The 24501-nt window shown below is 63.6% G+C and carries 22 protein-coding genes; 8 read left to right on the forward strand and 14 right to left on the reverse strand.

All coding sequences use genetic code 11. From position 1 onward, the window contains the following. Positions 1–20: 20 nt before the first annotated feature. From LU682_RS11405 to LU682_RS11415, 3 genes are read right to left on the reverse strand one after another with little or no spacing between them, the layout of a single operon-like run. On the reverse strand, positions 21–602 hold the full coding sequence (locus tag LU682_RS11405; protein WP_010954588.1) for a TetR/AcrR family transcriptional regulator: 582 nt from the start codon (positions 600–602) through the stop codon (positions 21–23). A gap of 12 nt (positions 603–614) precedes the next feature. Beyond that, a complete protein-coding gene (locus LU682_RS11410; RefSeq protein ID WP_010954587.1) occupies positions 615–1463 on the reverse strand; it encodes a 3-hydroxybutyryl-CoA dehydrogenase in 849 nt (282 codons plus the stop codon). 13 nt (positions 1464–1476) lie between these two features. Next, complete coding sequence (locus LU682_RS11415; RefSeq protein WP_010954586.1) at positions 1477–2661, reverse strand: acetyl-CoA C-acyltransferase family protein; 1185 nt, start codon at positions 2659–2661, stop codon at positions 1477–1479. A 168-nt stretch (positions 2662–2829) separates the two neighbouring features. Between LU682_RS11415 and LU682_RS11420 the strand changes: the two genes are divergently transcribed. Continuing rightward, positions 2830–3918 (forward strand): AraC family transcriptional regulator, encoded by a 1089-nt coding sequence (locus LU682_RS11420; RefSeq protein ID WP_010954585.1) that lies wholly within the window; start codon positions 2830–2832, stop codon positions 3916–3918. Between the two features lie 364 nt (positions 3919–4282). Then, a complete protein-coding gene (locus tag LU682_RS11425) occupies positions 4283–5611 on the forward strand; it encodes an IS110-like element ISPpu9 family transposase (RefSeq protein ID WP_010952293.1) in 1329 nt (442 codons plus the stop codon). 431 nt (positions 5612–6042) lie between these two features. Here the strand turns inward: LU682_RS11425 and LU682_RS11430 are convergent, their stop codons facing one another. Continuing rightward, a complete protein-coding gene (locus LU682_RS11430; protein WP_020192884.1) occupies positions 6043–6480 on the reverse strand; it encodes a carboxymuconolactone decarboxylase family protein in 438 nt (145 codons plus the stop codon). Between the two features lie 200 nt (positions 6481–6680). On the opposite strand from LU682_RS11430, the gene LU682_RS11435 reads away from it, so the two are divergent. Then, positions 6681–7877 (forward strand): CynX/NimT family MFS transporter, encoded by a 1197-nt coding sequence (locus LU682_RS11435; protein WP_010954584.1) that lies wholly within the window; start codon positions 6681–6683, stop codon positions 7875–7877. On the opposite strand, the gene pdxR is transcribed toward LU682_RS11435, so the two are convergent. The 6 genes from pdxR to glcD all read right to left on the reverse strand — a co-directional run bounded on the left by pdxR (position 7870) and on the right by glcD (position 14060). Next, a complete protein-coding gene (gene pdxR, locus LU682_RS11440; RefSeq protein WP_010954583.1) occupies positions 7870–9303 on the reverse strand; it encodes a MocR-like pyridoxine biosynthesis transcription factor PdxR in 1434 nt (477 codons plus the stop codon). The genes LU682_RS11435 and pdxR overlap by 8 nt on opposite strands. A gap of 91 nt (positions 9304–9394) precedes the next feature. Then, on the reverse strand, positions 9395–9733 hold the full coding sequence (locus LU682_RS11445) for a hypothetical protein (RefSeq protein ID WP_012051955.1): 339 nt from the start codon (positions 9731–9733) through the stop codon (positions 9395–9397). Positions 9734–9872: 139 nt separating this feature from the next. Continuing rightward, complete coding sequence (locus tag LU682_RS11450; protein ID WP_010954581.1) at positions 9873–10271, reverse strand: heme-binding protein; 399 nt, start codon at positions 10269–10271, stop codon at positions 9873–9875. Then, positions 10264–11499, reverse strand: a complete 1236-nt coding sequence (gene glcF, locus LU682_RS11455) for a glycolate oxidase subunit GlcF (protein ID WP_010954580.1) — start codon at positions 11497–11499, stop codon at positions 10264–10266. Before glcF ends, LU682_RS11450 begins: the two co-directional genes overlap by 8 nt. Positions 11500–11508: 9 nt before the next feature. Then, positions 11509–12561: a glycolate oxidase subunit GlcE gene (gene glcE, locus LU682_RS11460; RefSeq protein WP_010954579.1), complete on the reverse strand. Its 1053-nt coding sequence runs from the start codon at positions 12559–12561 to the stop codon at positions 11509–11511. Further along, on the reverse strand, positions 12561–14060 hold the full coding sequence (gene glcD / locus LU682_RS11465; RefSeq protein ID WP_010954578.1) for a glycolate oxidase subunit GlcD: 1500 nt from the start codon (positions 14058–14060) through the stop codon (positions 12561–12563). The genes glcE and glcD overlap by 1 nt, the downstream gene beginning before the upstream one ends. A gap of 194 nt (positions 14061–14254) precedes the next feature. On the opposite strand from glcD, the gene glcC reads away from it, so the two are divergent. After that, complete coding sequence (gene glcC, locus LU682_RS11470) at positions 14255–15019, forward strand: transcriptional regulator GlcC (protein ID WP_049586553.1); 765 nt, start codon at positions 14255–14257, stop codon at positions 15017–15019. A 60-nt stretch (positions 15020–15079) separates the two neighbouring features. Here the strand turns inward: glcC and LU682_RS11475 are convergent, their stop codons facing one another. Continuing rightward, a complete protein-coding gene (locus LU682_RS11475) occupies positions 15080–15397 on the reverse strand; it encodes a DUF2388 domain-containing protein (RefSeq protein ID WP_010954576.1) in 318 nt (105 codons plus the stop codon). A gap of 281 nt (positions 15398–15678) precedes the next feature. Here LU682_RS11475 and LU682_RS11480 point away from each other — a divergent pair, with 281 nt between their 5' ends. Beyond that, positions 15679–16305: a glutathione S-transferase family protein gene (locus tag LU682_RS11480; RefSeq protein ID WP_232857360.1), complete on the forward strand. Its 627-nt coding sequence runs from the start codon at positions 15679–15681 to the stop codon at positions 16303–16305. Positions 16306–16347: 42 nt separating this feature from the next. Here the strand turns inward: LU682_RS11480 and mrdA are convergent, their stop codons facing one another. Next, positions 16348–18243, reverse strand: a complete 1896-nt coding sequence (gene mrdA, locus LU682_RS11485) for a penicillin-binding protein 2 (protein ID WP_010954574.1) — start codon at positions 18241–18243, stop codon at positions 16348–16350. 560 nt (positions 18244–18803) lie between these two features. Between mrdA and LU682_RS11490 the strand changes: the two genes are divergently transcribed. The 3 genes from LU682_RS11490 to LU682_RS11500 all read left to right on the forward strand — a co-directional run bounded on the left by LU682_RS11490 (position 18804) and on the right by LU682_RS11500 (position 22359). After that, a complete protein-coding gene (locus tag LU682_RS11490) occupies positions 18804–20144 on the forward strand; it encodes an MFS transporter (RefSeq protein WP_060489344.1) in 1341 nt (446 codons plus the stop codon). Between the two features lie 102 nt (positions 20145–20246). Beyond that, positions 20247–21500 (forward strand): OprD family porin, encoded by a 1254-nt coding sequence (locus LU682_RS11495; RefSeq protein WP_049586551.1) that lies wholly within the window; start codon positions 20247–20249, stop codon positions 21498–21500. A 145-nt stretch (positions 21501–21645) separates the two neighbouring features. Next, positions 21646–22359 (forward strand): GntR family transcriptional regulator, encoded by a 714-nt coding sequence (locus LU682_RS11500; protein WP_003256147.1) that lies wholly within the window; start codon positions 21646–21648, stop codon positions 22357–22359. A 6-nt stretch (positions 22360–22365) separates the two neighbouring features. Here LU682_RS11500 and LU682_RS11505 read toward each other — a convergent pair whose 3' ends face one another. Beyond that, positions 22366–23316, reverse strand: coding sequence for a PDR/VanB family oxidoreductase (locus LU682_RS11505; protein WP_010954572.1), 951 nt, complete (start codon positions 23314–23316; stop codon positions 22366–22368). 12 nt (positions 23317–23328) lie between these two features. Further along, the gene (locus LU682_RS11510) at positions 23329–24396 is read right to left on the reverse strand and encodes a Rieske 2Fe-2S domain-containing protein (RefSeq protein WP_010954571.1); all 1068 of its coding nucleotides are present in this window, start codon (positions 24394–24396) and stop codon (positions 23329–23331) included. Between the last annotated feature and the right edge of the window lie 105 nt (positions 24397–24501).

Here is a 24501-nt window from a genome sequence, read left to right on the forward strand (position 1 = left end):
CGCGCAGAGGCCCTGGCAGGCTACCGCAGCGTCCGCTCAATGCCCCCGACCAGCAAGTTTTCCATCAGCTCCAAGCCCTGCTCTTCAGGCATTGCTTTGAGCAGCCCCGGCAGCTGGTTGAGAAGCGTCGCCAGTACATGCGCTGTGGCGTCCAACGCTTGCCCCGGCAGTTTCGCTTGCGGTGCGATCAGGCGCAGCAAACCCGCCTCATAGCGCTTGCGCAACGATGCCAGGTGCGCCTGTTGCGCCTCACTCAAACAACACAAATCCCGTTCGGCCAGCCGGAACTGCAGCGGCCGCTCGGCATGCAGCTGCCAGTGCGCAGCAATCAGGCAGCTCAACGCCGATGCCCCACGGGCCATGGCCCGGCGGGCCTGGTCCAGGGTGGCCTGCAGCTCTTCGTACAACTCTTCGATCAAGTCGTACAGCAGGTCCTGCTTGCTGGGAAAGTGATGGTACAGCGAGCCGGCGGTAAGCCCCACATGGGCCGCCAGCTCGCGCATGCTGACCTGGCCAAAGCCCTTTTCGGCAAACAATGCCATGGCCCGGTCACGTCGCTCCTCAAAGTTGGCACAGCGCATTGCGGCATTGACCGGGGGCATGGCGCTTGCTCCTCAGTAGGTGAAGAAACCGCGACCGCTCTTGCGCCCCAGCCAGCCGGCCGCGACCATTTCCTTGAGCAGTGGAGCAGGGCGGTATTTGCTGTCGTTGAAGCCTTCGTGGAAGGCCTCCATGATTGCCAGCAGGGTGTCCAGGCCGATCAGGTCGGCCAAGGCCAGCGGGCCGATCGGCTGGTTGCAGCCCAGGCGCATGCCGGTGTCGATGTCCTCGGCACTGGCCAGGCCTTCCTGGCGCACGAAGATCGCCTCGTTGATCATTGGCACCAGGATGCGGTTGACCACGAAGCCCGGGCGGTTGCCGGCGGTGATCGGGGTCTTGCCGACTTTTTCGGTCACCATCAGCGCCTGGGCGTAGGTGGTGTCGCTGGTCTGCAGGCCACGAATGATTTCTACCAGCGCCATCATCGGTACCGGGTTGAAGAAGTGCACACCAATGAAGCGCTCGGGGTGCTCGATGCTGGCGGCCAGTTGGGTCACCGACAGCGACGAAGTATTGGTGGCAATCAGGCAGTCGGCGGCGACGTTGGCTGCCACCTGCTGCAGGATGCGCTGCTTGAGCTGCAGGTTCTCGGTAGCCGCCTCGATCACCAGCTGTGCAGCGCTGAGCTGGGTGTAGTCGGTGCTGGTACGGATGCGGGCTTTGGCGGCTGCGGCCTTGTCGGCGTCGAGAGTGCCCTTGCTGACCTGGCGCTCGAGGTTCTTGCTCAAGGTGGCCACACCGCGCTCGAGCGCTGCGTCGGAAACATCCACCAGCAGCACCTGGTAGCCGGCAATGGCGCACACCTGGGCAATGCCGTTGCCCATGGTGCCCGCGCCGATCACGGCGATCTTTTCAATGCTCATGTGTCAGCCTCCCTCAGACGCGCTCGAACACGACGGCGATGCCTTGGCCACCGCCGATACACATCGTGGCCAGGGCGTAGCGGCCCTGGATGCGCTGCAGCTCATGGATGGCCTTGGTGGCGATGATCGCACCGGTGGCACCCACCGGGTGGCCCAGGGAAATGCCCGAACCGTTGGGGTTGACCTTTTCCGGGTCGAAGCCCAGCTCGCGGGCAACGGCGCAGGCCTGGGCAGCGAAGGCTTCGTTGGACTCGATCACATCCAGGTCTTGCAGGTTCAGGCCGGTTTTTTCCAGCACTTTGCGGGTGGCCGGGATCGGCCCAAGGCCCATCAGCTCAGGTTCCACCCCGGCATGGGCATAGCCCACCAGGCGTGCCAGTGGCTTCAGGCCCAGGCGGCGCACCGCGTCACCGGTGGCCAACACCAGGCCGGCGGCGCCATCGTTGATACCGCTGGCGTTGCCGGCAGTGACGGTGCCGTCTTTCTTGAACACCGGCTTCATGCCGGCCAGTTGTTCGGCGGTCACATCAGCGCGCACATGCTCGTCGACACTGAACTGCACGCTGCCCTTGCGGGTTTTCAGCTCCAGCGCAACGATCTGGCTGGCGAAGCGGCCCTCGGCAATCGCACGAGCGGCGCGGCGCTGGCTGGTCAGTGCCAGTTCGTCCTGCATTTCGCGGGTAATGCCGTACTTGGCCGAAACGTTCTCGGCAGTGATGCCCATGTGGAAGTGCTGGAACGGGTCCTGCAGCACGCCGACGGTATAGTCGATGCCTTGCAGGTCACCCATGCGTGCACCCCAGCGCGCCTGTGGCAGCAGGTAAGGGCCACGGCTCATGGACTCGGCGCCGGCCGCGACGGCCACATCGGTGTCGCCCAGCAACAGGCCCTGGGCCGCAGAGACAATAGCCTGCAGGCCAGACCCGCACAGGCGGTTGACGTTGAATGCCGGCGTTTCCTTGGGGATGCCAGCGTTCATTGCCGCTACCCGTGCCAGGTAGGCGTCACGCGGTTCGGTGGGGATTACCGTGCCCATCACCATGTGGCCGACTTGCTCGGCGGCCAGGCCCGAACGCTCGATGGCGGCGCGGGTCACGGCGCTGGCCAGGTCGGCCAGCGGCAGGTCCTTGAGGGAACCGCCAAAGCCACCAATGGCTGAACGGACGGCACTGACGACGTAGATTTCTGCGCTGCTCATAAGGGCTCCGATTGCGAAGGCGTGGCGGGACCGGGCCAGGCTCTGCGAGAATGGTTGGCGGCCCCGAAGTGGGATCGAGTCTAGGCAAAGGCTCTGTTGCAGCCTATGCCGAATCTGTTCAAACAACCTGGCACTTTTTGCCACTCAGCATAGACAGCGAAAACCGCCATGCGCGAAAGCGATTCAGTCGCCGTGTACTTCCTCAACGCCATGCTCCACGCCCTGCGCGACACGCCCGCCGAGCGTGATGCCCAGCTGCTTGCGGTGGGCATCGCCCCGCAGCTGCTCGATCAGCCTCTGGCGCGGGTGCCGGCCAAGGCGTTCGCCCAGCTGTGGCTGGCGTTGATCCAGCGCCTGGACGATGAGTTCTTTGGCCTCGACAGCCATGGCATGCCGCTGGGCAGTTTTGCCCTGATCTGCCGGGGGTTGATCCTCGAGCCGAACCTGGAAAAGGCCTTGCGCCAGTGCATGGGGGGCTTCGGCCTGTTCCTGCGTGACCTGCGTGGCAGCCTGACGGTACGTGGCGGGCGGGCGGTGATCAGCGTGCAGTCGAACATTGCCGACCCCTTGACCCGGGTCTATGCCGAGGAAACCTACCTGGTGCTGATGATCGGCATGCTGTGCTGGCTGGCCGGGCGGCGGATTGCCATCGACCGCACGGAGCTCGCGGTGTCGCGCCCGGCCCAGGAGGACGACTTGCTGCTGTGGGGGCCGGACCTGCGGCTGGGCAGCGGACGCACCGAGGTGGAGTTCGACAGCGCCTACCTGCGCCTGCCGGTGGTGCAGGATCGGGCAGCCCTGAAGACCTTTCTGCGCAGTGCACCTCAAGGGCTGGTGATCCGCTTTCGCAATCAGAACGGGCTGGTGGCTGAGGTGTATCGGCACCTGCGGGCATTGCGCTATGGACAGTGGCCGACATTGGCCGCACTGGCGCAGCAACAGGGGATCAGTGCCAGTACCTTTCGCCGGCAGTTGGAGCGGGAGGGGCGTTCGTACCAGCAGATCAAGGATGAAGTGCGCCGGGCCATGGCCTTCGAGCGGCTGCGCGAAGGCGCGTTGAGCATTGCCGAAATTGCCGAGCAGGCGGGGTTTCAGGAACCGAGTGCCTTCCACCGGGCGTTCAAGAAGTGGACCGGGCAGAGCCCAGGGAGCTACCGGGCGCGGCTGGTCGGCCTGCGTTCTACCTGTAGGAGCGGGCATGCCCGCGAAGAAACCACCGCGGTGGATGGCACCGGCTCTGCCGGTGTTCGCGGGTAAACCCGCTCCTACAGGGCACGCCCAGAATTGTAGGAGATCACCCAGCCCTTCCGGGCTGCGCTGTCGCGCAGCAAACATGAGGTGTACGGCTTCAGTTCCGCAGCGACGCTGACATTTTGAAAAAGAAAAGGCGGTTGGCCCGGTAGGGCCAGCCGCCTTTTGCTTTGTTAGGGTTCGTGTGCGCGGGACAGAGATCGTAGCCAGCACTGGTGTGTGTCTGCACACCCGCGTAGGAGAGTGATCCGCACGGTATCGGCGTGAAGTCCCTGTAGGCATCAGCTGATTCAGCTGTGACCACGTATGAGAGAGTGAACCCTTTCGCCACCGTGTGCCCCGCGCGCCCTTTATCCTGCGAGGATTCATCATGGCGCGCAAGCCTTCCAAGCAACGCTTTACCGTCGTCCATCCCGATTGCGCGGCGATCGATGTCGGTGGTCGAGAGCATTTCGTGGCGGTCGATCCCCGGCACGAAAATCCCGTCCAGTCGTTCACGTCCTTTACTGACGACCTGCTCAAGATGGCTAACTGGCTTGAAAGCCTGGGGATCAAGGTCGTTGCCATGGAATCCACGGGGGTTTATTGGATTCCAATTTACGAGATTCTCAGCGAGCGCGGTTTTGACGTTTATCTCGTCAATGCCAGAGCAACTCGGCAAATCACGGGCCGTAAATCAGATGTGCTGGATTGCCAGTGGATCTGGCAGCTGATGACTCATGGACTGCTCAGAGGCGCATTCCGCCCCGATGATCTGACCTGCTGCGTCCGGTCATTGGTCAGGCAGCGTGCTTCCAAAGTGAAAGACCAGGCGCAGACGCTGAACCGGATGCAAAAGGCCATGAGCCAAATGAACATCCAGCTGGCCAATGTCATCAGTGATATTTCCGGTGTAACTGGCATGAAGATTTTGCGGGCCATCTGCGCAGGTGAACGGGACCCAGTGCAACTGGCTGAACTAACCGACCGCCGCATCAAGGCAGGCAAGGAGGCTGTCGCTCGGAGTCTTCATGGCAATTGGCGGCGCGAGCATTTGCATGCGCTAACTCAGGAATTGGCTGCCTATGACTTCCTGGAGCAGCAAATTGCAGATTGTGACGACGCCATAAAAGCCGCGTTAGAGCAGTTGCCGGTGCTGCAAAACAAGCCAGAGCCATCCAAGAAGCCTTTACGGAGCCCACACCGAAACGGCGCCCAACAGACTGTATTGCATCAGACTTTGTGGAAAGTTCTTGGCGTGGACCTAACCGCAATTCCAACCATTGGGGTGGACACTGCATTAGTGCTGGCAGGGGAGATCGGTACAGATCTATCACGCTTCCCGTCCTCACAGCACTTCTGCTCTTGGTTGGGACTGGCTCCCCCTACCCGAATTTCCGGCGGTCATCGACTGGCAGGTGGTGGGCCCAAAATAGTCAATCGAGCAGCGCAAGCACTCAAGCAGGCTGCATCCAATGCCCGTAACGACAAGGGTTTCATTGGCGCATCGCACCGAGCCAGACTGACTCGAATGGATACCAGCTGCGCCATCAAGGCCACTGCGCATCAGTTGGCACGTCTGGTGTACAACCTGTTAACCAAGAAGCAGGCTTATGTTGAACAAGGTCTTGAGGAGTTCGAAACCAGAAGCCAAGACCGGCAGGTCCGGGCTTTGCTTCGCAAAGCCCGGAAACTGGGGTATCAACTGGTGGCCGCTTGAGTGCTTAGAAAACAATGGGTTGCATTTTGTTTGATGAGAGATCACCCAGCCCTTCCGGGCTGCGCTGTCGCACAGCAAACAGGATGCGCATGACGTCAGATCTGCACTGACATCGAGATCTAGAAAAGCATTCGCCGACTGATCCGGGTAGGTCAGCCGCCGAATACTTTGCTATGGTTCCCAATGCGCGGGAAAGAGGCCGTAGACCGCACTGGTGTGCTGCTTTGCTCCCGAATGAGAGAGTGGCCCAAATGGCATCGGCGTTAATCCCTGTCGGCACAGCTTGCTGTGACCACGTATAGAAGAGTGAACACTTCGCCGCCATTGACCCCGCGCGCCTGTTTTTTTCGCTAGAAAGAACAGTGGGTTATCTTTTGTTTGATAGAAGCGGGCTTGCCCGCGAATAGGCCAGCACAGGCCACCCGAAAGGATCAGGCCGGCACCATGGCAAAGCCGACGCCGAACCGGTTCCAGGCATTGATGGTGGCAATTGCCAAGGTCAGGTTGGCCACCTCGCCCGGCTCGAAGTGTTCCTGCAGGGCTTCATATTGCTCTTGCGGCGCACCCCGTTCAGGCAAGCGGGTCAGGCTCTCGACCCAGGCCAGGGCAGCACGTTCACGCGGCGTGAAGTAGCTGGTGTCCTGCCACACGCACAAGGTCTGCAGGCGTGCTTCGGTCTCACCGGCCTTGCGCGCATCGTTGGCATGCAGGTTGACGCAGTAGGCGCAGCCGTTGATCTGCGAAGCGCGCAGGCGTATCAGCTCCAGCAGCGAGTGTTCAAGGCCGCTGTTGGCCAGCGCCTGCTCCAGGCCGACCATGGCTTGATAGGCTTGCGGCGCGTGTTTGGCCCATTCGATACGGTTGTGCATGTCAGTCTCCAAGCGTGTGGGGTGGATATGGCGCTACTGTAGCGCCGCTTATTGGCCACCCCGATAGCCAATTTTGCGCATAAGCGGGAGGCCAATCGTCCATTCAGGTGGCCACTGACCTGCATCCAATCTCTTCATTTCTGCCAGGCCAGCCGAGCCGGGATAATGGCCAGTTCCTGTTACAAGAGAACCGACTCACAATGAGCGCTGTACTGAACCTGTTGCTGGTGATCCTGCTGGCGTTGAACCTGCGGCCGATCCTGACCAGTATCGGCCCGTTACTCGAACCCATGCGCGCCAGCACCGGCCTGGGTTACCAGCAGGCGGCCTTGCTGACGGCGCTACCGGTGCTGTGCATGGGCCTGGTGCCCCTGTTGCAACCGTGGCTGCGACGCTGGGTCAGCGAGCATGGCGGCATGCTGGGGGGCCTGGCCGCGATTGCCCTGGCCTGCCTGTGGCGCCTGCAGCTGGACAGTGCCTGGGCGCTGATCGCCAGTGCGCTGGTGGCTGGCCTGGGCGTGGCGGTGGTTCAGGGCATGATGCCGGGGCTGGTCAACCGCTGGTTCCCTGGGCGTCTGGCCGGGGCGATGGGGCTGTACTCGGCGGCGCTGATGAGCGGCGGCGGCCTGGCTGCAGTACTCGGGCCACACATCAGCGGCCATTTCGGCTACTGGCAGGCGGGCCTGGGCGTATGGGCGGTCCCGGCCGTGCTGGCGGTGCTGGCCTGGGCCGTGCTGCGGCCAAGGCAGGAGGCGCCGAAGCTGTCTGGGGCCGCAGGCGGGCACTGGTTCGGCACCCGCCGGGCATGGTTGCTGGCCCTGTACTTCGGCCTGATCAACGGCGGCTACACCAGCATGGTGGCCTGGTTGCCGGCTTACCACATCGAGCATGGCGGCAGCGCTCAGGGCGGTGCCGACCTGGTGGGCCTGATGACCGTCTTCCAGGTGCTCGGTGCGCTCGGCCTGCCGCTGCTGCTGCGACGTTGGGCAGACAGGCGCCCGGGTTTGTGGCTGGCGCTGGCGATCCAGCTGGCGGGCTTCCTGGGGCTTTTGCTGGCACCTGCGGCGGCTTCCGGGCTTTGGGTCGCCATGATCGGCTTTGGCTTGGGTGCCTGCTTCAGCCAGTGCCTGACGTTGACCCTGGAACACCTGAAAACGCCTGCCGAAGCCGGCAGCCTGGCGGCGTTCGTACAGGGTATCGGCTTCATCATCACCGGCATCGTGCCGTATATCACGGGTTGGCTGCGGGATGTCAGTGGCGACTTCCAGGCTTCGTGGACGCTGTTGACCGTGACCGTGATGGCAATGCTGCTGGTGACCGCGTGCTTCAACCCGCGCGGCTATGCGGCGGCTATCGCCCGGCCGGCCGCCACCGGCAAGGCCGCACCGATCAACTGAGGCGTTGCAGGGTATCGCGTACCCGGTCCAGCGCCGGGTCGATATCCAGCAGTTCGATGGCGCCGAAGCCCATCAATAGCCCCGGCCGTACCGGTGCCTCGCTGAAGAAGGGTGCCAGTGAATACAGGCCTACCTCTACCTTACGCGCGAGGTTGGCCAACAGCTCCACATCCACCCCGGGGGTGGCCAAGGCACTGAGGTGGAAGCCTGCGCTGGCGGGGATGGCGCTGAACCACGGTGCCAGATCGCCGCCCAGGCGCGCCAGGATGCGCTCGCGGCGTGCGCTGTAGACCTCGTGGCAGCGGCGGATGTGCTTGTTCAGGTGGCCTTCGCCAAGGAAGCGCGCCAGCGCCCACTGCAGCAGGGTAGGGCTGTGCCAGTCGCTAAGGTGCTTGGCCACGCAAGCGGCCTGCAGTACGGCAGGCGGTAATACGGCATAGCCCAGGCGCAGCTCGGGCAGCAAGGTCTTGGAGAAGGTCCCGACGTAGGCGACCAGCCCATGCCGGTCCAGACGCTGCAGCGCGTCCGAGGCTGGCCCGTGGTAGCGGAACTCACAGTCGTAGTCGTCTTCGATGATCAGTGCACCCAGCTCGGCGGCCCGCGCAAGCAGGGCATGCCGGCGTGGCTCGCTCATCGGCATGCCCAGCGGGAACTGGTGCGAGGGTGTGACGTAGATCAGCCGGGTGCCGTCGGCGATCTGTTCCACGCACAGGCCCTCATCATCCACCGGCACCGATTGCAGGCGTGCACCCAGGGCCAGGAACAATTGCCGTGCCGGCGGGTAGCCAGGATCTTCCATGGCCACCTGGCAGCCCGGTTCGACCAGCACCCGGGCGATCAGGTCCAGCGCCTGCTGGGCGCCGTTGCACACCAGCAGGTCGGCTGCGCTGCAGTGCACCCCGCGCGAGTAGGCGATGTGGTGGGCAATGGCTTCGCGCAGTTCCGGCAAGCCCTGGGCCGGGAATTGGCGCTCGGGGTGGCGCTGGCTGCGGCGCAGTGCGTAGTTCAGGCAACTGCGCCACTGGTCGAAGGGGAACTGTGCCTTGCTCGAAGCACCCCCGACGAAGTCATAGCGCGATGGCGCCTGCAACTGGCGTTGGCTGAGCACGGTGGCGCGTTGCTGCCAGCGCTCGAGGGAGGCGGCGCCGGCCAGGGGGAGGGTGGCTGATTCGTTGCTGCGCAGCGGATGGCGTGGGGTGACGAATGTGCCACGGCCGACCACGCCGCTGAGCAGGTTATCGTAGGTCAGCCGCGAATAGGCCTCGGCCACGGTCTTGCGCGATACGCCCAGTTGTTCAGCCAGCAGACGGGTAGGCGGCAGTTGGGAGCCGGCGGCCAGGTGGCCGCTGTCGATACCATCGCGCAATTGCTGGTAAAGCTGATCGGCCAGGCCTTTGCGGCCCTCCAGGCGAATGTGCAGTTCCATGGGCGGGTCCGGAGCGGAGGATTGCTCAGGATAGCGGATTGGCTGCGACTCAGGTGCTTGTCACAGGCTACCAAGAGGCCGAGCCAACCGCTCAGAGCCGAGCGGTGCTGACGGTGATATAGCCTTTTTCTGCCAGGGCAATGCGTATCACGGTTTCGTCTTCCGGCGCGTTGCGGTTGCGCTTGATGCGCACGCCTTCAACCGTCGAAGCTTTCATATGCTCTGAAATGGCCCGCCCGTTCGCGTCGAAGAACACCTCGCTGGCCAGCAACTCGATGCGTTCGATCAATTGCCGGGAATGTTCATCGGTGGCGCAGAAGAACATGACCCCCGACAAGTGCGGGTCGTTGTCGGGGTTGGTCATGTCATGGGCCAGCATTTCGCGCAGGCTGCTGCGCAGTTCGGCGATGGGGCGGGCGTACGGGTGCATGCGGAGCCTCCTCTGGATCGCGACCTTGCGTCCTCCAGTGCCGATCATGTTTTCTGTGGGCAGAGGCAGCAAGTAGGGCGCTTCTGAGGGCGGCGTAGGAAACGTCTTAAGATGCTGGGCGGTGGTCGAACCCCAGGGTCTACAAGGCAGCAGCCCCCGCCTTGGCCACCTGGGCATCCTGTTCGGATTTGACGCCGGATACACCAATGGCGCCCACCACCTGGCCTTCCACCCGCAGCGGCACGCCACCTTCAAGGCTGGTCAGCAGGGGGGCGGTCACGAATGCCGTACGGCCACCATTGACCATCTCTTCATAATCCCGCGTCTCTTTGCGCCCCAGTGCGGCGGTGCGGGCCTTTTCCAGCGCGATGTAGGCACTGGCCGGCGCGCAGCCGTCCAGGCGTTCCAGGGCCAGTGGGTGGCCGCCGTCGTCGACCACGGCGATGGTCACGCTCCATTGTCGGGCCTGGGCTTCCTGGCGGGCGGCGGTCAGTACGCGGGCGATTTCGGTCTGGCCGATAACGAACTTGCTAAGCATGGGCGGGCTCCGGGTTCAAGGCTGCTTCGACGATTTCGACCCAGTGGCGCACGGGCGTGCGTCCAGCTCCGTCGAGGTGGGCCTGGCAGCCTATGTTGGCTGTGGCAATGAGGTGCGGTTTACCGCTTTCCAGCGCATTCAGACGATTGTCGCGTAGTTGCAGTGACAGTTCTGGCTGGGTCAGCGAATAGGTGCCTGCCGAGCCGCAGCACAGGTGGCCATCGGGCACCGAGGTCAGGGTAAAGCCAAGCCGTGTCAGCAACGCCTCTACCGCGCCGCCCAGCTTCAGTGCGTGCTGCAGGGTGCATGGACAGTGGAAGGCCAGGCGCTGTTCGGCGCACAGGGCCAATTGTTCGATCGGCTCATCGCGCAGGATTTCCACCAGATCGCGGGAAAGGGCGCTGACCCGGGCGGCCTTGGCAGCGTAATGGGGGTCTTTTTCCAGCAGGTGGCCATAGTCGCGGACAAACGCACCGCAGCCGCTGGCGGTCTGCACGATAGCCTCGACACCCGCTTCGATGGCGGGCCACCAGGCGTCGATATTGCGCCGTGCCCGCTGCAGGCCTTGCTCCTGGGCATTCAGGTGATAGTCCACCGCGCCACAGCATCCGGCCTGCCGGACCGGTTGCACACTGATACCCAGGCGGTCGAGCAGCCGCGCAGCAGCGGCATTGGTATTGGGTGACAGGGCCGGCTGCACGCAGCCTTCCAGCATCAGTATCCGGCGTGCATGGCGCACTGCCGGACGCTGGCCCGGTGTGGTGACTTGCGCCGGCAACTTGCGTTTGACTGAGGCCGGTAGCAGCGGGCGCAGCACCTGGCCGCTGCGGGTCAGGGCCTTGAACAGTGCCGGGCGCGGCACCACCGCACGCAGGCCCAGGCGCAACAGGCGCTGGCCGAGCGGGCGTGGCACCTGCTGCTCGACCACTGCGCGGCCGATGTCCAGCAGATCGTGGTACTTCACCCCCGATGGGCAGGTGGTTTCGCAGTTGCGGCAGGTCAGGCAGCGGTCCAGGTGCAATTGGGTGCTGGCGGTGACCGGCTCGCCTTCGAGCATCTGCTTGATCAGGTAGATGCGCCCGCGCGGGCCGTCCAGTTCGTCGCCCAGCAACTGGTAAGTGGGGCAGGTGGCGGTGCAGAAACCGCAATGTACACAGGTGCGCAGGATGCGCTCGGCTTCGTCGGCGCGGGCCAGGCGGCGCGATGTTTCGCTAAGGTTGGTTTGCATGGGCTGGCCTCACAGGTCCGGGTACAGGCGACCAGGGTTGAACACCCCCTGGGGATCGAGCTGCTGCTTGAGGGCGCGGTGGTAGCGCATCAGTGCAACCGGCAGCGGCGGGCTGCTGGCTGCACCGGGGGCGTAGCAGGTGGCGTGGCCGCCCACCCTGGCGACCTGGTCGCGAATGGCCTGCGCCGACGCGCAGGTCTTGAGCCAGCGCTGGGCCCCCCCCCAGTCGAGCAGTTGCTGGCCGGGCAGGTCCAGCTCGCCGGTAACGGTGGGTACGGAAAGGCGCCACAGGGGGGCGGCGTCGGCAAAGAACGCCAGGCGCTGTTCGCGCAGGTCGCTCCAGAAGCGGTTATCGAGCGTGTCGCCCCCCAGCCGCTGGCGTGCCGACTGCACCGACCCTTCGCCGCCTTCCAGGCGCAGGTACAGCGTTTCGCCTTCATGGCAGGCGGCGCTGATTGGCAGCGATTGCTGACCCCATTCGGCCAGCTCGGCCAGCGCTTCATTGCGGCCCATCGCCAGGCGCAGGCTCAGGCATAGGCGAGGCCGTGGCAGCACTTTCAGCGAAACCTCGGTCAGCAGCCCCAGGCATCCGAAGCTGCCCGCCATCAGGCGTGACACATCGTAGCCGGCGACGTTCTTCATCACCTCGCCACCAAAGCGCAGCAGCTTGCCGTGGCCGGTGATCACCCGTGTACCCAGTACAAAGTCGCGCACCGACCCGGCCCACGGCCGTCGCGGGCCAGACAACCCGGCCGCAACCATGCCGCCCAAGGTGGCCTCGGGGCCCAGGTGAGGTGGTTCGCAGGGCAGCATCTGGCCGGCCTCGTGCAGGGCTGCCTCGATCTCGCGCAGGGGGGTACCGGCGCGGGCCGTGAGTACCAGCTCGGTGGGGTCGTAGCTGACGATGCCGCGGTGCTTGCGGGTGTCGAGTACTTCGCCAGCCACCGGGTTGCCGAGCATCGCTTTGCTGTTGCTGCCCTGGATACGCAGCGGCGTACCTTCGTTCAGCGCCTGGTTGACCTGCTCCAACAGCGTTTGGCTCATGTCGCGGTCCATGCTCATCAGAAGCGCTCCAGCTCGGGGAAGGGCAGTTGCCCCTGGTGCACGTGCAGGGCGCCGAATTCGGCGCAGCGGTGCAGGGTGGGAATGTTCTTGCCGGGGTTGAGCAGGCCCTGGGGGTCGAAGGCGGCCTTCACCGCGTGGAACAGGGTAATTTCGTCGCTGTTGAACTGCGCGCACATCTGGTTGATCTTCTCGCGCCCCACGCCGTGTTCACCGGTGATGCTGCCGCCCACTTTCACACACAGCTCCAGAATCTTGCCGCCGATCGCTTCGGCACGCTCCAGCTCGCCGGGCAGGTTGGCATCGAACAGGATCAAAGGATGCATGTTGCCGTCGCCGGCATGGAACACGTTGGCCACCCGCAGGCCGTACTCCGCGGACAGGTCGCTGATGCCCTTGAGCACCCGTGGTAACTCGCGGCGCGGGATGGTGCCGTCCATGCAGTAGTAGTCCGGGGAGATGCGTCCCACGGCCGGGAAGGCGTTCTTGCGCCCGGCCCAGAAACGAGCGCGCTCGGCTTCGTCGCAGGCCAGGTGCACCTCGCGGGCCCCGGCTTGCGTCAGCACGGCGGCGACGCGCTCGCAGTCGTCGTAAACATCGGCTTCCACGCCATCCAGTTCGCACAGCAGGATCGCCGCCGCGTCCACCGGGTAGCCGGCATGGATGAAGTCTTCAGCGGCGCGGATCGCCAGGTTGTCCATCATCTCCAGGCCGCCGGGAATGATGCCGGCAGCGATGATGTCGGCGACTGCCCGGCCGGCGTCCTCGACGCTGTCGAAACTGGCCAGTATCACCCGCGCCACCTGGGGCTTGGGCAGCAGCTTGACGGTGACTTCGGTGACGATACCGAGCATGCCTTCGGAGCCGATGAACAATGCCAGCAGGTCGAAGCCGGGGCTGTCCAGGGCATCGCTGCCCAGGCTCAGGCGTTCGCCCTCGACCGTAAGGATGTCCACCTTGAGCACATTGTGTACGGTCAGGCCGTACTTGAGGCAGTGCACGCCACCGGCGTTTTCGGCGACGTTGCCACCGATCGAGCAGGCAATTTGCGAGGAAGGGTCGGGTGCGTAGTACATACCATGGGGTGCGGCGGCCTGGGAGATGGCCAGGTTGCGTACGCCCGGTTGCACGCGGGCGTAACGCCCCTGCGGGTTGACCTCGAGGATACGGTTGAAGCGCGCCATCACCAGCAGGATGCCCTTGGCCAGCGGCAGGGCACCACCAGACAGGCCGGTACCGGCGCCACGCGCAACCACCGGTACGCCGCGCTGGTGGCAAAGCTTCAACAGCGTCTGCACCTGCTCCAGGCGCTCGGGCAGCGCCACCAGCAGTGGCACGGTGCGGTAGGCCGACAGGCCGTCGCATTCGTACGGTTTGAGGTCTTCATCGCGGTGCAGGATTTCAAGATCCGGCAGGGCATCGCGCAGCGCCTGCAACAGGGCGGCCAGGTCCACGTTGGGCAGCGCGCCATCGACGCGTTCGTCGTACAGGATATTCATCGGCTCACTCGCAACGGTTTTTGTTGTTGTTGGCGAAGCGGTCACCGATGCAGCGTGCGCGTGCTAGTGTTTGGGGTCGAGTGAGATGTTGACTGGTCCTACCAGTTTCTTCGGGCAGTACTGTCTATTCACGGTTCTGTCTGGCTAGATTGGCGATATAAGTCAAAGTGGTCCTACCAGCAGGAGTGTGCGCAGTGGGTACTGAAGGCAAGGCCAAGGTCGCCGACCAGGTGGCCGAACGGGTTGAGCGGCTTATCGTCGAAGGCGTGCTCAAGGTGGGCCAGGCACTGCCGTCGGAGCGGCGGCTGGTGGAAAAGCTTGGCTGTTCACGTTCGGCCTTGCGCGAGGGCCTGCGCGTTCTGCGTGGGCGCGGCATCATCGACACCGAACAGGGGCGGGGTTCGTTCGTCGCCGATCTCACCGGGCAGGCGGGTGCTACGCCTTTGATGCACCTGTTCAGTTCGCAACCGCGCACTCTGTTCGACCTGCTGGAGGTCCGGGCGTTGCTGGAGGCTGAGTCGGCGCGGCTGGCGGCGTTGCGGGCTACCGACGTCGACCGCCTGCTGATCCGCCGGCGCTACGAAGAAATGCTGGCTGCGCACGAGGCTGCGCAGGCGCTCGATGCCCGTGAGCATGCCCGCCGTGACCATGCCTTTCACCGGGCCATCAGTGAGGCGTCGCATAACCCAGTGCTGGTGCATACCCTGCAATCGCTCAGTGACCTGACGTTGAGCACGGTGTTTGCGTCGGTCAACAACTTGTACTGCCGGCCAGCGCAGAAACGCCAGATTGATCGGCAGCATGCGCGGTTGTACCGCGCAGTCATGGAACAACTGCCCGAGCAGGCGCAGCGGGCGGCGCGTGAGCATATCAACGGCATACGCGACAGTTTGCGGGAGATCGAGCAGGAAGAGCAGCGCCTGGTCAGGGCGACCATGCGTATGGATGGCTGGGGGTGAAGCGGCCTTGTATCGGCCCTCTCGCGTCGAACCGCCGCGAAAGGGCCGGTACAGGTTTACTCAATGGTCAGCCACAGGGTCATCTTGCGACAGGATGGCCCGGGCCAGCTCTTCGTCGTTGGCCTGCAGCCCAGGATGGTCCTTGCGGGCCTGTTCAAGCGCCGACTCCACATAGGCGCCGCGGATGGTACCGCCGCTGGCGACGAACGCTGAAAGTTCGTCACGGGCAGGGATGATCCGTTTGTCGTCCTTGAAGGTCGAATACAGCGAAGCGGAAATACCGGCCGAGGTGGCGACGTCGCCCGCATCGACGCGGGCCAGGGCAGCACCGGCAGGCATCAGGAGCAGCAGCGCAGGGGCGAGCAGTAGGTGGCGCATGTCGTGTTCTCCAGTAGCGTGAAGCACAGGGAAATAAACCACTCAGTATCTAAGACGGCGGGGGCGTTGGGGTAGTTCCCTTATCCTGGCTGGAGGGTGTCGGGGACAAGGTGCACCTGTCGCTGACGAGGTGGCTGAACTCGCGGGTTGCAAGCTGGCGACGGATCGCGTCTTGGATTGACCGCGTCGGGACGCGCGTGATTTGCTTGGGTGGATGGTGCTTCGCGGGCAAATCCGCAGAGGGCCCTGCCGATCATTCAAAGGAAACTGAAGGTTCGCCCATGTCCGACTACAAGCTGCACTGCTTCGCCGAATCCGGTAACGCCCACAAGGCTGCGCTCATGCTTGAACTCACCGGCCAGAACTGGCAGCCGGTGTTCGTCGACTTCTTCCATGGCCAGACGCGTGAGCAAACCTGGCGCGATGAGGTGAACGAGCAGGGCGAGGTGCCGGTGATGGAACACGCTGGCAAGCGCATCACCCAGTCTGCGCTGATCCTCGAATACCTTGCCGAACAGACCGGCCAGTTCGGGCCTCGCGATGAAGATGAAAAGCGCGAGATCTGGCGCTGGATGCTGTTCGACAACCATAAGTTCACCAGCTATTACGCTGCGCTGCGCTTTTTGTTTTGCCTGAAGAACACCGGCGAAACCGATGTGACGCGGTTCCTGCGCGAGCGTGCCACGGCGGCTTACCGTATTGTCGACGCGCACCTGGCGAAGACGCCATTCATGGTCGGTGGCCGGTTGACCATCGCCGACCTGTCGTTGGCCGGGTATGTGTTCATGCCGGAAGACACCGGTATCCCGTTGGCAGTGTTCACGCACATCGAGGCGTGGAAAGCCCGCATCCAGGCACTGCCGGGGTGGAAACACCCGTATGAGCTGATGCCGCGCACGGCATCCTGACCCATTCGCGGCAAAAACCGGCACCACGGCGGCCCGGCGAAATCACGTGTGTGGCACACCCCGAGTGGGTGCGCCGCCCGCATACTCCGGCTTCAGGTGCCCTTGCTCGTCCAGCAGATAAGCATCCATCACCTCCCGCACCACCGGCCCTGCGACCCGGCCTCCAGCCTCACCGTTCTCGATCATTACCGCCACCACCACACTGGGGTGCTCAGCCGGAGCAAAGCCGACAAACAGGGCGTTGTCGCGGTGGCGCTCAAGGGTCTTGTTGCGGTTGTAACGCTCACCCTGCTTGATCGCCACCACCTGCGCGGTACCGCTTTTGCCGGCAATTCGGTACTGGGCACCGGCGGCCGCGGCGCGAGCAATGCCGCGCGGGTCGTGCATGACCATCTGCATGCCCTGGCTGACCTGGTCCCAGGCATGCTTGTCGTGCAGCACGATGTCGGGCATGGGGTTTGGGTCGATCGGCGTATCGCCGCCCACGGTCATGGCCAGGTGCGGGCGGTGCCACACGCCCTTGCTTGCCAGCAGGCTGGTGGCCTGGGCCAACTGCAGGGGGGTGACCTGCATGTAACCCTGGCCAATGCCAAGGATCAGCGTCTCGCCGGGGAACCAGGCCTGGCGTCGTGTGGCGCGCTTCCACTCGGCCGAGGGCATCAGCCCGGAGGCTTCCTCGAACATGTCCAGCGACACCTTCTGGCCCAGGCCGAACTCGGCCATGTAGTCGTGCAGCCGGTCGATGCCCAACTTGTGCGCCAGGTCGTAGAAGTAGGTGTCGTTGGAACGCATGATGGCGGTGTACATGTCCACCCAGCCGTCGCCGCTGCGGTTCCAGTTGCGGTACTTGTGGTCATAGTTGGGCAGTTCGTAGTAGCCCGGGTCGAACACCCGGCTGCCAGGGGTGATCACCCCGCTGTCGAGGCCAGCGATGGCCACTTCAGGCTTCACGGTCGAGCCGGGCGCATACAGGCCGCGCAGGACACGGTTGAACAGTGGGCGGTCGATGGAGTCGCGCAGCGCGGCATACTGCTTGAAGCTGATGCCCTTGACGAACAAGTTGGGGTCGAAGCTGGGGTTGCTGACCATCGCCAGTACGTCACCATTGGCCGGGTCCAATACCACCACCGAGCCACGGCGGTCACCCAGCGCTTTTTCTGCGGCTATCTGCAAATGGGCGTCGAGGGTGAGGACTATATCCTGCCCGGGGGTCGGGTCCTTGTGGTTGAGCACGCGCATCACCCGCCCCTGAGCGTTGGTCTCGACCTCTTCGTAGCCCACGTGGCCATGCAGTTGGCTTTCGTAGAAGCGCTCGATGCCGGTCTTGCCAATCGATTGGGTGCCGCGGTACTCAGTGCTGTCGAGCGTTTTGGCTTCTTTCTCGTTGATGCGCCCCACATAGCCCACTGAATGCGCGAAATGCCCGGCCAGTGGGTACTCGCGGATGAACTGCGGCTCCACCTCCAGGCCCGGCAGGCGGAACTGGTTCACCGCTACCAGGGCGATCTGCTCCTCGCTCAGGCCCACCATAAGGGTTACGGGCTCGAACGGTTTGCGGCCACGGCGCAGGTCCTTGTCGAACTGCTTACGGTCGTCTTCGGTCAGGCCCAGCACCTGCGTCAGGGTGTCGAGCACCTTGGCCGAGTCGCCGCCGGCCCGCTCCCGGGTCATGGTCAGGTCGAAGCTGGGCTTGTTGTCGGCCAGTACCACGCCGTTGCGGTCGTAGATCAGCCCGCGTTCGGGGGCGATGGGCAGCACGTGCACGCGGTTGTTTTCCGACACGGCCGTTTGCTGGTCGTGCTGCAGCACTTGCAGTACATAGAGCCGGCCCACCAAGACGGCACACAGGCTGAACACCATGGCAGCGCAGGCCAGAAGCCGACGGTTGACCAGGTGCTTTTCCTTTTCGTGGTCCTTTAGCGGGATGGGTTGCGGCATCTGTGAATCGATCCTGAGGGGTGGCAATACGCGCGCGATCGGGCCGCGGATGCTACGCAACCCGTACCGCACCCTCAAGACGAGCCCCGGCTGCCCGCTGGCTGGCATCGGCTGTGTGCCCCATGATCAGGGCGCTGAGGGGGAATATGAAGATTTGTTCATTGCGGAGTCATGATGACGAGTCAGGGGTGGTTTTTTATAATTTGTGGATCCACAAATCGATTCTGTTCGGTAACCGAACATCAGTTTTCGTTGGTTGTGAATTTATAAACTATTGAATTTATTTATAAAAAATATGATTTTTACTGGCAATGAACTGAAATTGGTCGCGCCTGATAGTTAGGCAGTGGTTTCGTCACGTTGTCTGTGGATCCATTATCTGGTTGATTAGCGCCTGACAACGGCCGGAGCCCTCCTGCCGTATGCGATAACAATTACAAAAAGGGTCCAGTCATGAATGGCTATCCAGCGGCACTGAACCGTCAGGGTTCCTCCCGTTGCGCCTGCGCGTGCGCATCGTTCCTCTCGCCTTTGGCCAAGCCTGGCCGGCAGGTGACCCCATGAATACCGATCTCAAGCAACGTCTGGACAACGACCCGATGGGTCGCTTTCAGTGCCTGGCCATTGGTATTTGCATCATCCTCAACATGATCGATGGCTTCGACGTGCTGGTCATGGCCTTCACCGCCGCCTCGGTGTCTGCCGAGTGGGGCCTGAATGGGGCGCAGGTTGGGCTTCTGCTCAGTGCCGGCTTGTTCGGTATGGCGGCCGGGTCATTGTTCATCGCGCCGTGGGCTGACCGCTTTGGCCGACGTCCGCTGATCCTGCTGTGTCTGGCGCTGTCCGGTATCGGCATGCTGCTCTCTGCACTGAGCCAGAGCCCGCTGCAACTGGCGCTGCTGCGCGGCCTGACCGGGCTGGGCATCGGTGGCATCCTGGCCAGCAGCAATGTGATTGCCAGTGAATATGCCAGCAAACGCTGGCGCGGCTTGGCGGTGAGCCTGCAGTCCACTGGCTATGCGCTGGGTGCGACCCTTGGCGGTTTGCTGGCGGTATGGCTGCTGGGGCATTGGGGCTGGCGATCGGTATTTCTGTTTGGCGGCGTCGTCACCGTACTGGTGATCCCGCTGGTACTGCTGTGGTTGCCAGAGTCGCTGGACTTTCTGCTGGCACGCCGGCCGGCCAATGCTCTGGCCCGGGTCAACCGCCTGGCCGTGCGCCTTGGCCAGCCGGCATTGGCGCAACTACCGGCTGTTGCCGCAAGGGCAGAGGGTGCCAAAACCGGGTTCAGGCAGCTGCTGGCGCCGGCCATGCGCCGCACCACGCTGGTGATCTGGTTGCTGTTCTTCCTGGTCATGTTCGGCTTCTACTTCGTGATGAGCTGGACGCCGAAACTGTTGGTGGCCGCCGGCTTGTCGGCCCAGCAAGGCATCACCGGCGGCGTGCTGTTGAGCGTGGGCGGCATCGTTGGCGCGGCGCTGATCGGCGGCCTGGCTTCGCGCTGGCCACTGACTCGCGTGCTGGCGTTGTTCATGCTCATCACCGCCGCGCTGCTGGTGCTGTTCGTGGCCAATGGTGCCTCGGTCACTGCGGCGCTGGCGTTGGGCCTGCTGATCGGGCTGTTTTCCAACGGCTGCGTGGCTGGGCTGTATGCCTTGTCGCCGGTGGTCTATGACGCATCGGTACGCGCCACCGGTGTGGGTTGGGGGATCGGCATCGGCCGCATGGGCGCGATTCTGTCGCCGACCGTGGCTGGCGTGCTGCTCGATGGTGGCTGGCAACCCCTGCATCTGTATGGCGTGTTCGCCAGCGTGTTCGTGCTTGCCGCAGGTTGCCTGCTGCTGTTGCGCCCAACGGCCAAGCCTGCGTCTGCCTTGCCTGCTGATGCACTGAGCCACTGAGTGTAACCCGGCCTGGCCGGGTATCTGAATGCAACTTACTGCTCCGGGTCATGCTGGCCTGGGGCGGTCTGCTGCGCCTATTGAACGTGGAGAACAATAATAATGATGGACACAACTTGCACGCTGGCCCGTTCGGTCCTGGCTGTTTCGCTGGCGTTTGGCCTTGGTTTGCCGGCCTGGGCGCAAGAGGGGGGCTTCTTGGAAGATGCCAAGGGTGGGCTGACATTGCGCAACTACTACTTCAACCGCGATTTCCGCGACCCGGGGGCCGCCAAGGGCAAGGTTGAAGAGTGGGCCCAGGGTTTCATCTTCAAGTTCAGCTCTGGCTACACCCCGGGGCTGATCGGTTTTGGCCTGGATGGTATCGCCCTGTTCGGCGTGAAGCTGGACAGCGGCGGCGGTACCAGCGGCTCAGAACTGTTGCCGGTGCACGATGACGGGCGAGCGGCCGACGACTACGGTCGGGCCGGGCTGGCGGCGAAGCTGCGTATGTCCGCGACCGAGCTGAAGGTGGGGGAGTTGTTGCCGGATATTCCGCTGTTGCGTTACGACGATGGCCGCCTGCTGCCGCAGACCTTCCGTGGTGCCATGCTCGACTCGCGGGAAATCGAAGGCCTGAGCCTGCAGGCCGGCCAGTACCGCGAGGTGAGCCTGCGCCACTCTTCGGACATGCAGGACCTATCTGCCTGGGCCGCGCCCGGGGTCACCTCGGACGGCTTCAACTACGCCGGCGCCGAGTACCGCTTCAACCAGCAGCGAACACTGATCGGCGCCTGGCACTCGCAATTGGAGGACATCTACCAGCAAAGCTACTTCAACCTGCTGCACAGTCAGCGGGTAGGGGAGTGGACGTTGGGGGCCAACCTTGGCTACTTCATCGACCGGGATGACGGACAGGCGCGCATCGGCGACATCCAGAGCCGCACCGGTTACGCTTTGCTGTCAGCTTCGCACAGTGGCCACACGCTGTACCTGGGGTTGCAGAAGGTCAGTGGCGACAGTCAGTGGATGTCGGTTTACGGCAGCAGTGGGCGAACCCTGGGCAACGACATGTTCAACGGTAACTTCAGTAATGCTGACGAGCGTTCGTGGCAAGTGCGTTACGACTACAACTTTGCCGCGCTCGGTGTGCCAGGGCTGCTGGCCATGGTGCGGTACGGGCATGGCGAGAACGCCACCACGGCTGCGGGCAGCAATGGCAAGGAGTGGGAGCGCGATGCCGAGGTGAACTACACCTTCCAGAGCGGGGCTTTGAAGAACCTCAACATCCGGCTGAACAACGCGACCAACCGGCGCAGCTTCAACAGTGATCTCGACCAGACGCGCCTGATCGTCAGCTATCCGCTGACCTTGTAGGGGCGGGTTCACCCGCGAACACCGGCGCAGCCGGTGCCATGTTCCGCGTTGCCTGCTTCGCGGGTGAACCCGCTCCTACAACAGGCCTGCAGCAACCCCTCGGCTTGCGCTAAGATGCCCGCTCATGTCTTTGGAAGTCGCCTGGATGAGCAAACCCGGTCAGATGGTGCTGGTTGCGTTGCGCAAGATGATCGCTTCAGGCGAGTTGGCGGCCGGCGAGCGCTTGATGGAAGTCCCAACCGCTGAACTGTTCGGCGTTTCACGCATGCCGGTGCGCATGGCATTTCGCACCCTCGAACAGGAAGGCCTGCTGGTGCGCTTTGGTGGCCGGGGGTTTCAGGTGCGCTCGGTCAGCGCCGATGACATCGCGGGTGCGGTCGAGGTGCGCGGTGTGCTGGAGGGGTTGGCGGCGCGTCAGGCTGCAGAACGTGGCTTGTCGGTGCAAGCACGCGCTGCGTTGCAACAATGCCTGGTCGACGGCGATCAGCTGTTCGACAAGGGCTTTGTGAGCGAAGACGACTTGCAGGTCTATCACGACCTGAACATGCGCTTTCATCAGGTGATCATCGACGCCAGCCACAACCCGGCCATTGCCGTTGCCCTGGCGCGCAACGATCACCTGCCATTCGCCTCGGTCACCGCACTGGCGGTGGACCGCCATGATCTGGCTCGCGAATACCGGCGCTTCAACTTCGCCCATATGCAGCACCACGCCGTGTTCGACGCCCTGGTCAACCGCCAGGGTGCCCGCGCCGAAGCGATCATGCGCGAGCACGCCAATGCCACCTTGCGCTATGCCGAAACCTTTGGCGGGGCTGCGGCAGACGCGGGCATGAAAGTCATCCTGCCCTCGTCGTAAGACGGGTCAGATGTCCAGCACCAGCAGCGGCGTCTTCGAGCGCGAGCAGCAGGGCGTGAACTGATCGTTCAGGGCCTGTTCCTCTTCGGTGAGAAACAGATCGCGATGGTCCGGTGTGCCCTGCAGCACGCGTGTCAGGCAGGTGCCGCAAATACCCTGCTCGCACGACATGGCGATCTCGATACCATTCTCTTCCAGCACCTGCACCACGGTCCGGTCGGCTGGCACCTCGAACACCTGTCCCGTGCTGCCCACCTGCACCGCGAAACTGCCATCGTTGCTGGCATCCACCGGTGCTGCGGCGAAGTACTCGCGGTGCAGGTTGGCCTCCTGCCAGCCCAGCCCCTTCGCGCTGTCCAGCACATGCTGCATGAACCCGCCGGGCCCGCATACATACAGGTGCACATCATCTTGCGGGTTGCCCAGCACCTGGGCGATGTCCAGCGCCGTTTCCGGCTGCTCGTCAAAATGCACGAACAGCCGATCAGCGAACGGCGCGCTGCGGATCCGCTCGACAAACGCCGCACGCTCGCTGGAGCGGGCACAGTAGTGCAGCTCGAAGGCCTGGCCGCTGTCGGACAGCTGCTCGGCCATGCACAGGATTGGGGTAATGCCGATACCGCCAGCAAACAGCAAACTGCGCTGCGCACCCTCGGCCAGCGGGAACAGGTTGCGCGGCGCACTGATACGCAGCCGGGCACCGGCTTGCACCTGTTCGTGCAGGCTACGAGAACCGCCCCGCGAAGCCGGGTCGTTGAGTACGCCAATCAGATAGCGATGGCGTTCTTCGGGGTGGTTGCACAGCGAATACTGGCGCACCAGCCCGTCGGGCAGGTGCACGTCGATATGGGCGCCGGCGCTGAACGCCGGCAGCAGGCTGCCATCTGCCGCGGCCAGCTCGAAGCTGCAGATACCCTGCGCTTCATCGTTACGGGATACCACTACGGCATCGATCATGTCGGCTGTTCCTCAGGCAGGGTTGGCGCTGGTGGCGATCAGTTGCGGCTGCGGCGCACGCTCTTGGGCGATGATCCGCTCCAGCACTTTGCGTGACTGCACGCCGCCGGCGTCGATATTCAGCTTCAGCAAGTTGCGCTCGGGGTGGGCCAGCAGGTTCTGCTGCTGGCGTTCGAGCATTTCCAGGTCTTCGCTGAAAATCTTGCCCTGGCCCTCACGAATGTTGTCGGTCAGGGTCTGGTCGTGCGCAGCGAAGTTGCGCGCCATGCCCCAGAAGTACCAGATAGAGGTATCGCTCTCAGGGGTGATGAAGTCGACCACGATGCTCGACGCCTTATGCTGTGCCTCGGCGTGGTAGCCGCCCTTGCCGGCATGCGCTACACCCACTTCGATCAGCACATGGCTAGGTGGGGTGAAACGGCAGATCTGCCAGCGGTCCACTGGTACATCGTCGGCCAGGCCATTGCCACGCAAGGCCATGCGCCAGAACGGTGGCGCCATGATGTTTTCCATGTGCCGGGCGGTGACCACTTCGTCGCCGGTGACGGTGGTGACCGGCGGTGCCTCGTCGATCTCCTTCTGGCCGATGCTGGAGGCGTGCACATAGGTTTCATGGGTGAGGTCCATGAGGTTGTCGATCATCAGGCGGTAGTCGCAACCGATGTGGAACAGCCCGCCGCCGTAGGCCCACTCATCACTCACCGCCCATTCCAGATGCGGAATCAGCGCCGGGTCGGCCTGCGCCTGGTCACCGGGCCAGACCCAGATGAAGCCATAGCGCTCGACGGCCGCAAAGGTCTTGTTGCAGGGGAAGCCACGCACCCGTTGGCCCGGCATCGACACGGTCTTGCCGTCGCAACCCATCACCAGGCCGTGGTAGCCGCACACCAGGTTGCCGTCCTCGACATAGCCCAACGACAACGGTGCGCCGCGGTGCGGGCAGAAGTCCTCGACGGCGGCTACTTGGTTCTCGCGGGCGCGGTAGAACACGATTTTTTCCCCGCAGATCTGCCGGCCCAGGGGTTTGGTGGCGATCTCATCGGGGGTGCAGGCGACGTACCAGGTGTTTTTGGGGTACATGGGAGGCTCTCCGGGTTTTGTTTTTATTTAATGGATCCATTAAGGCTGCGGTCGGCGTGGTAGGTCAATGCATTTTGTTCGGTAGGTGCGGATTCTGTGCGATTA

Source organism: Pseudomonas alloputida (genome assembly GCF_021283545.2).
Taxonomy (GTDB): domain Bacteria; phylum Pseudomonadota; class Gammaproteobacteria; order Pseudomonadales; family Pseudomonadaceae; genus Aquipseudomonas; species Aquipseudomonas alloputida.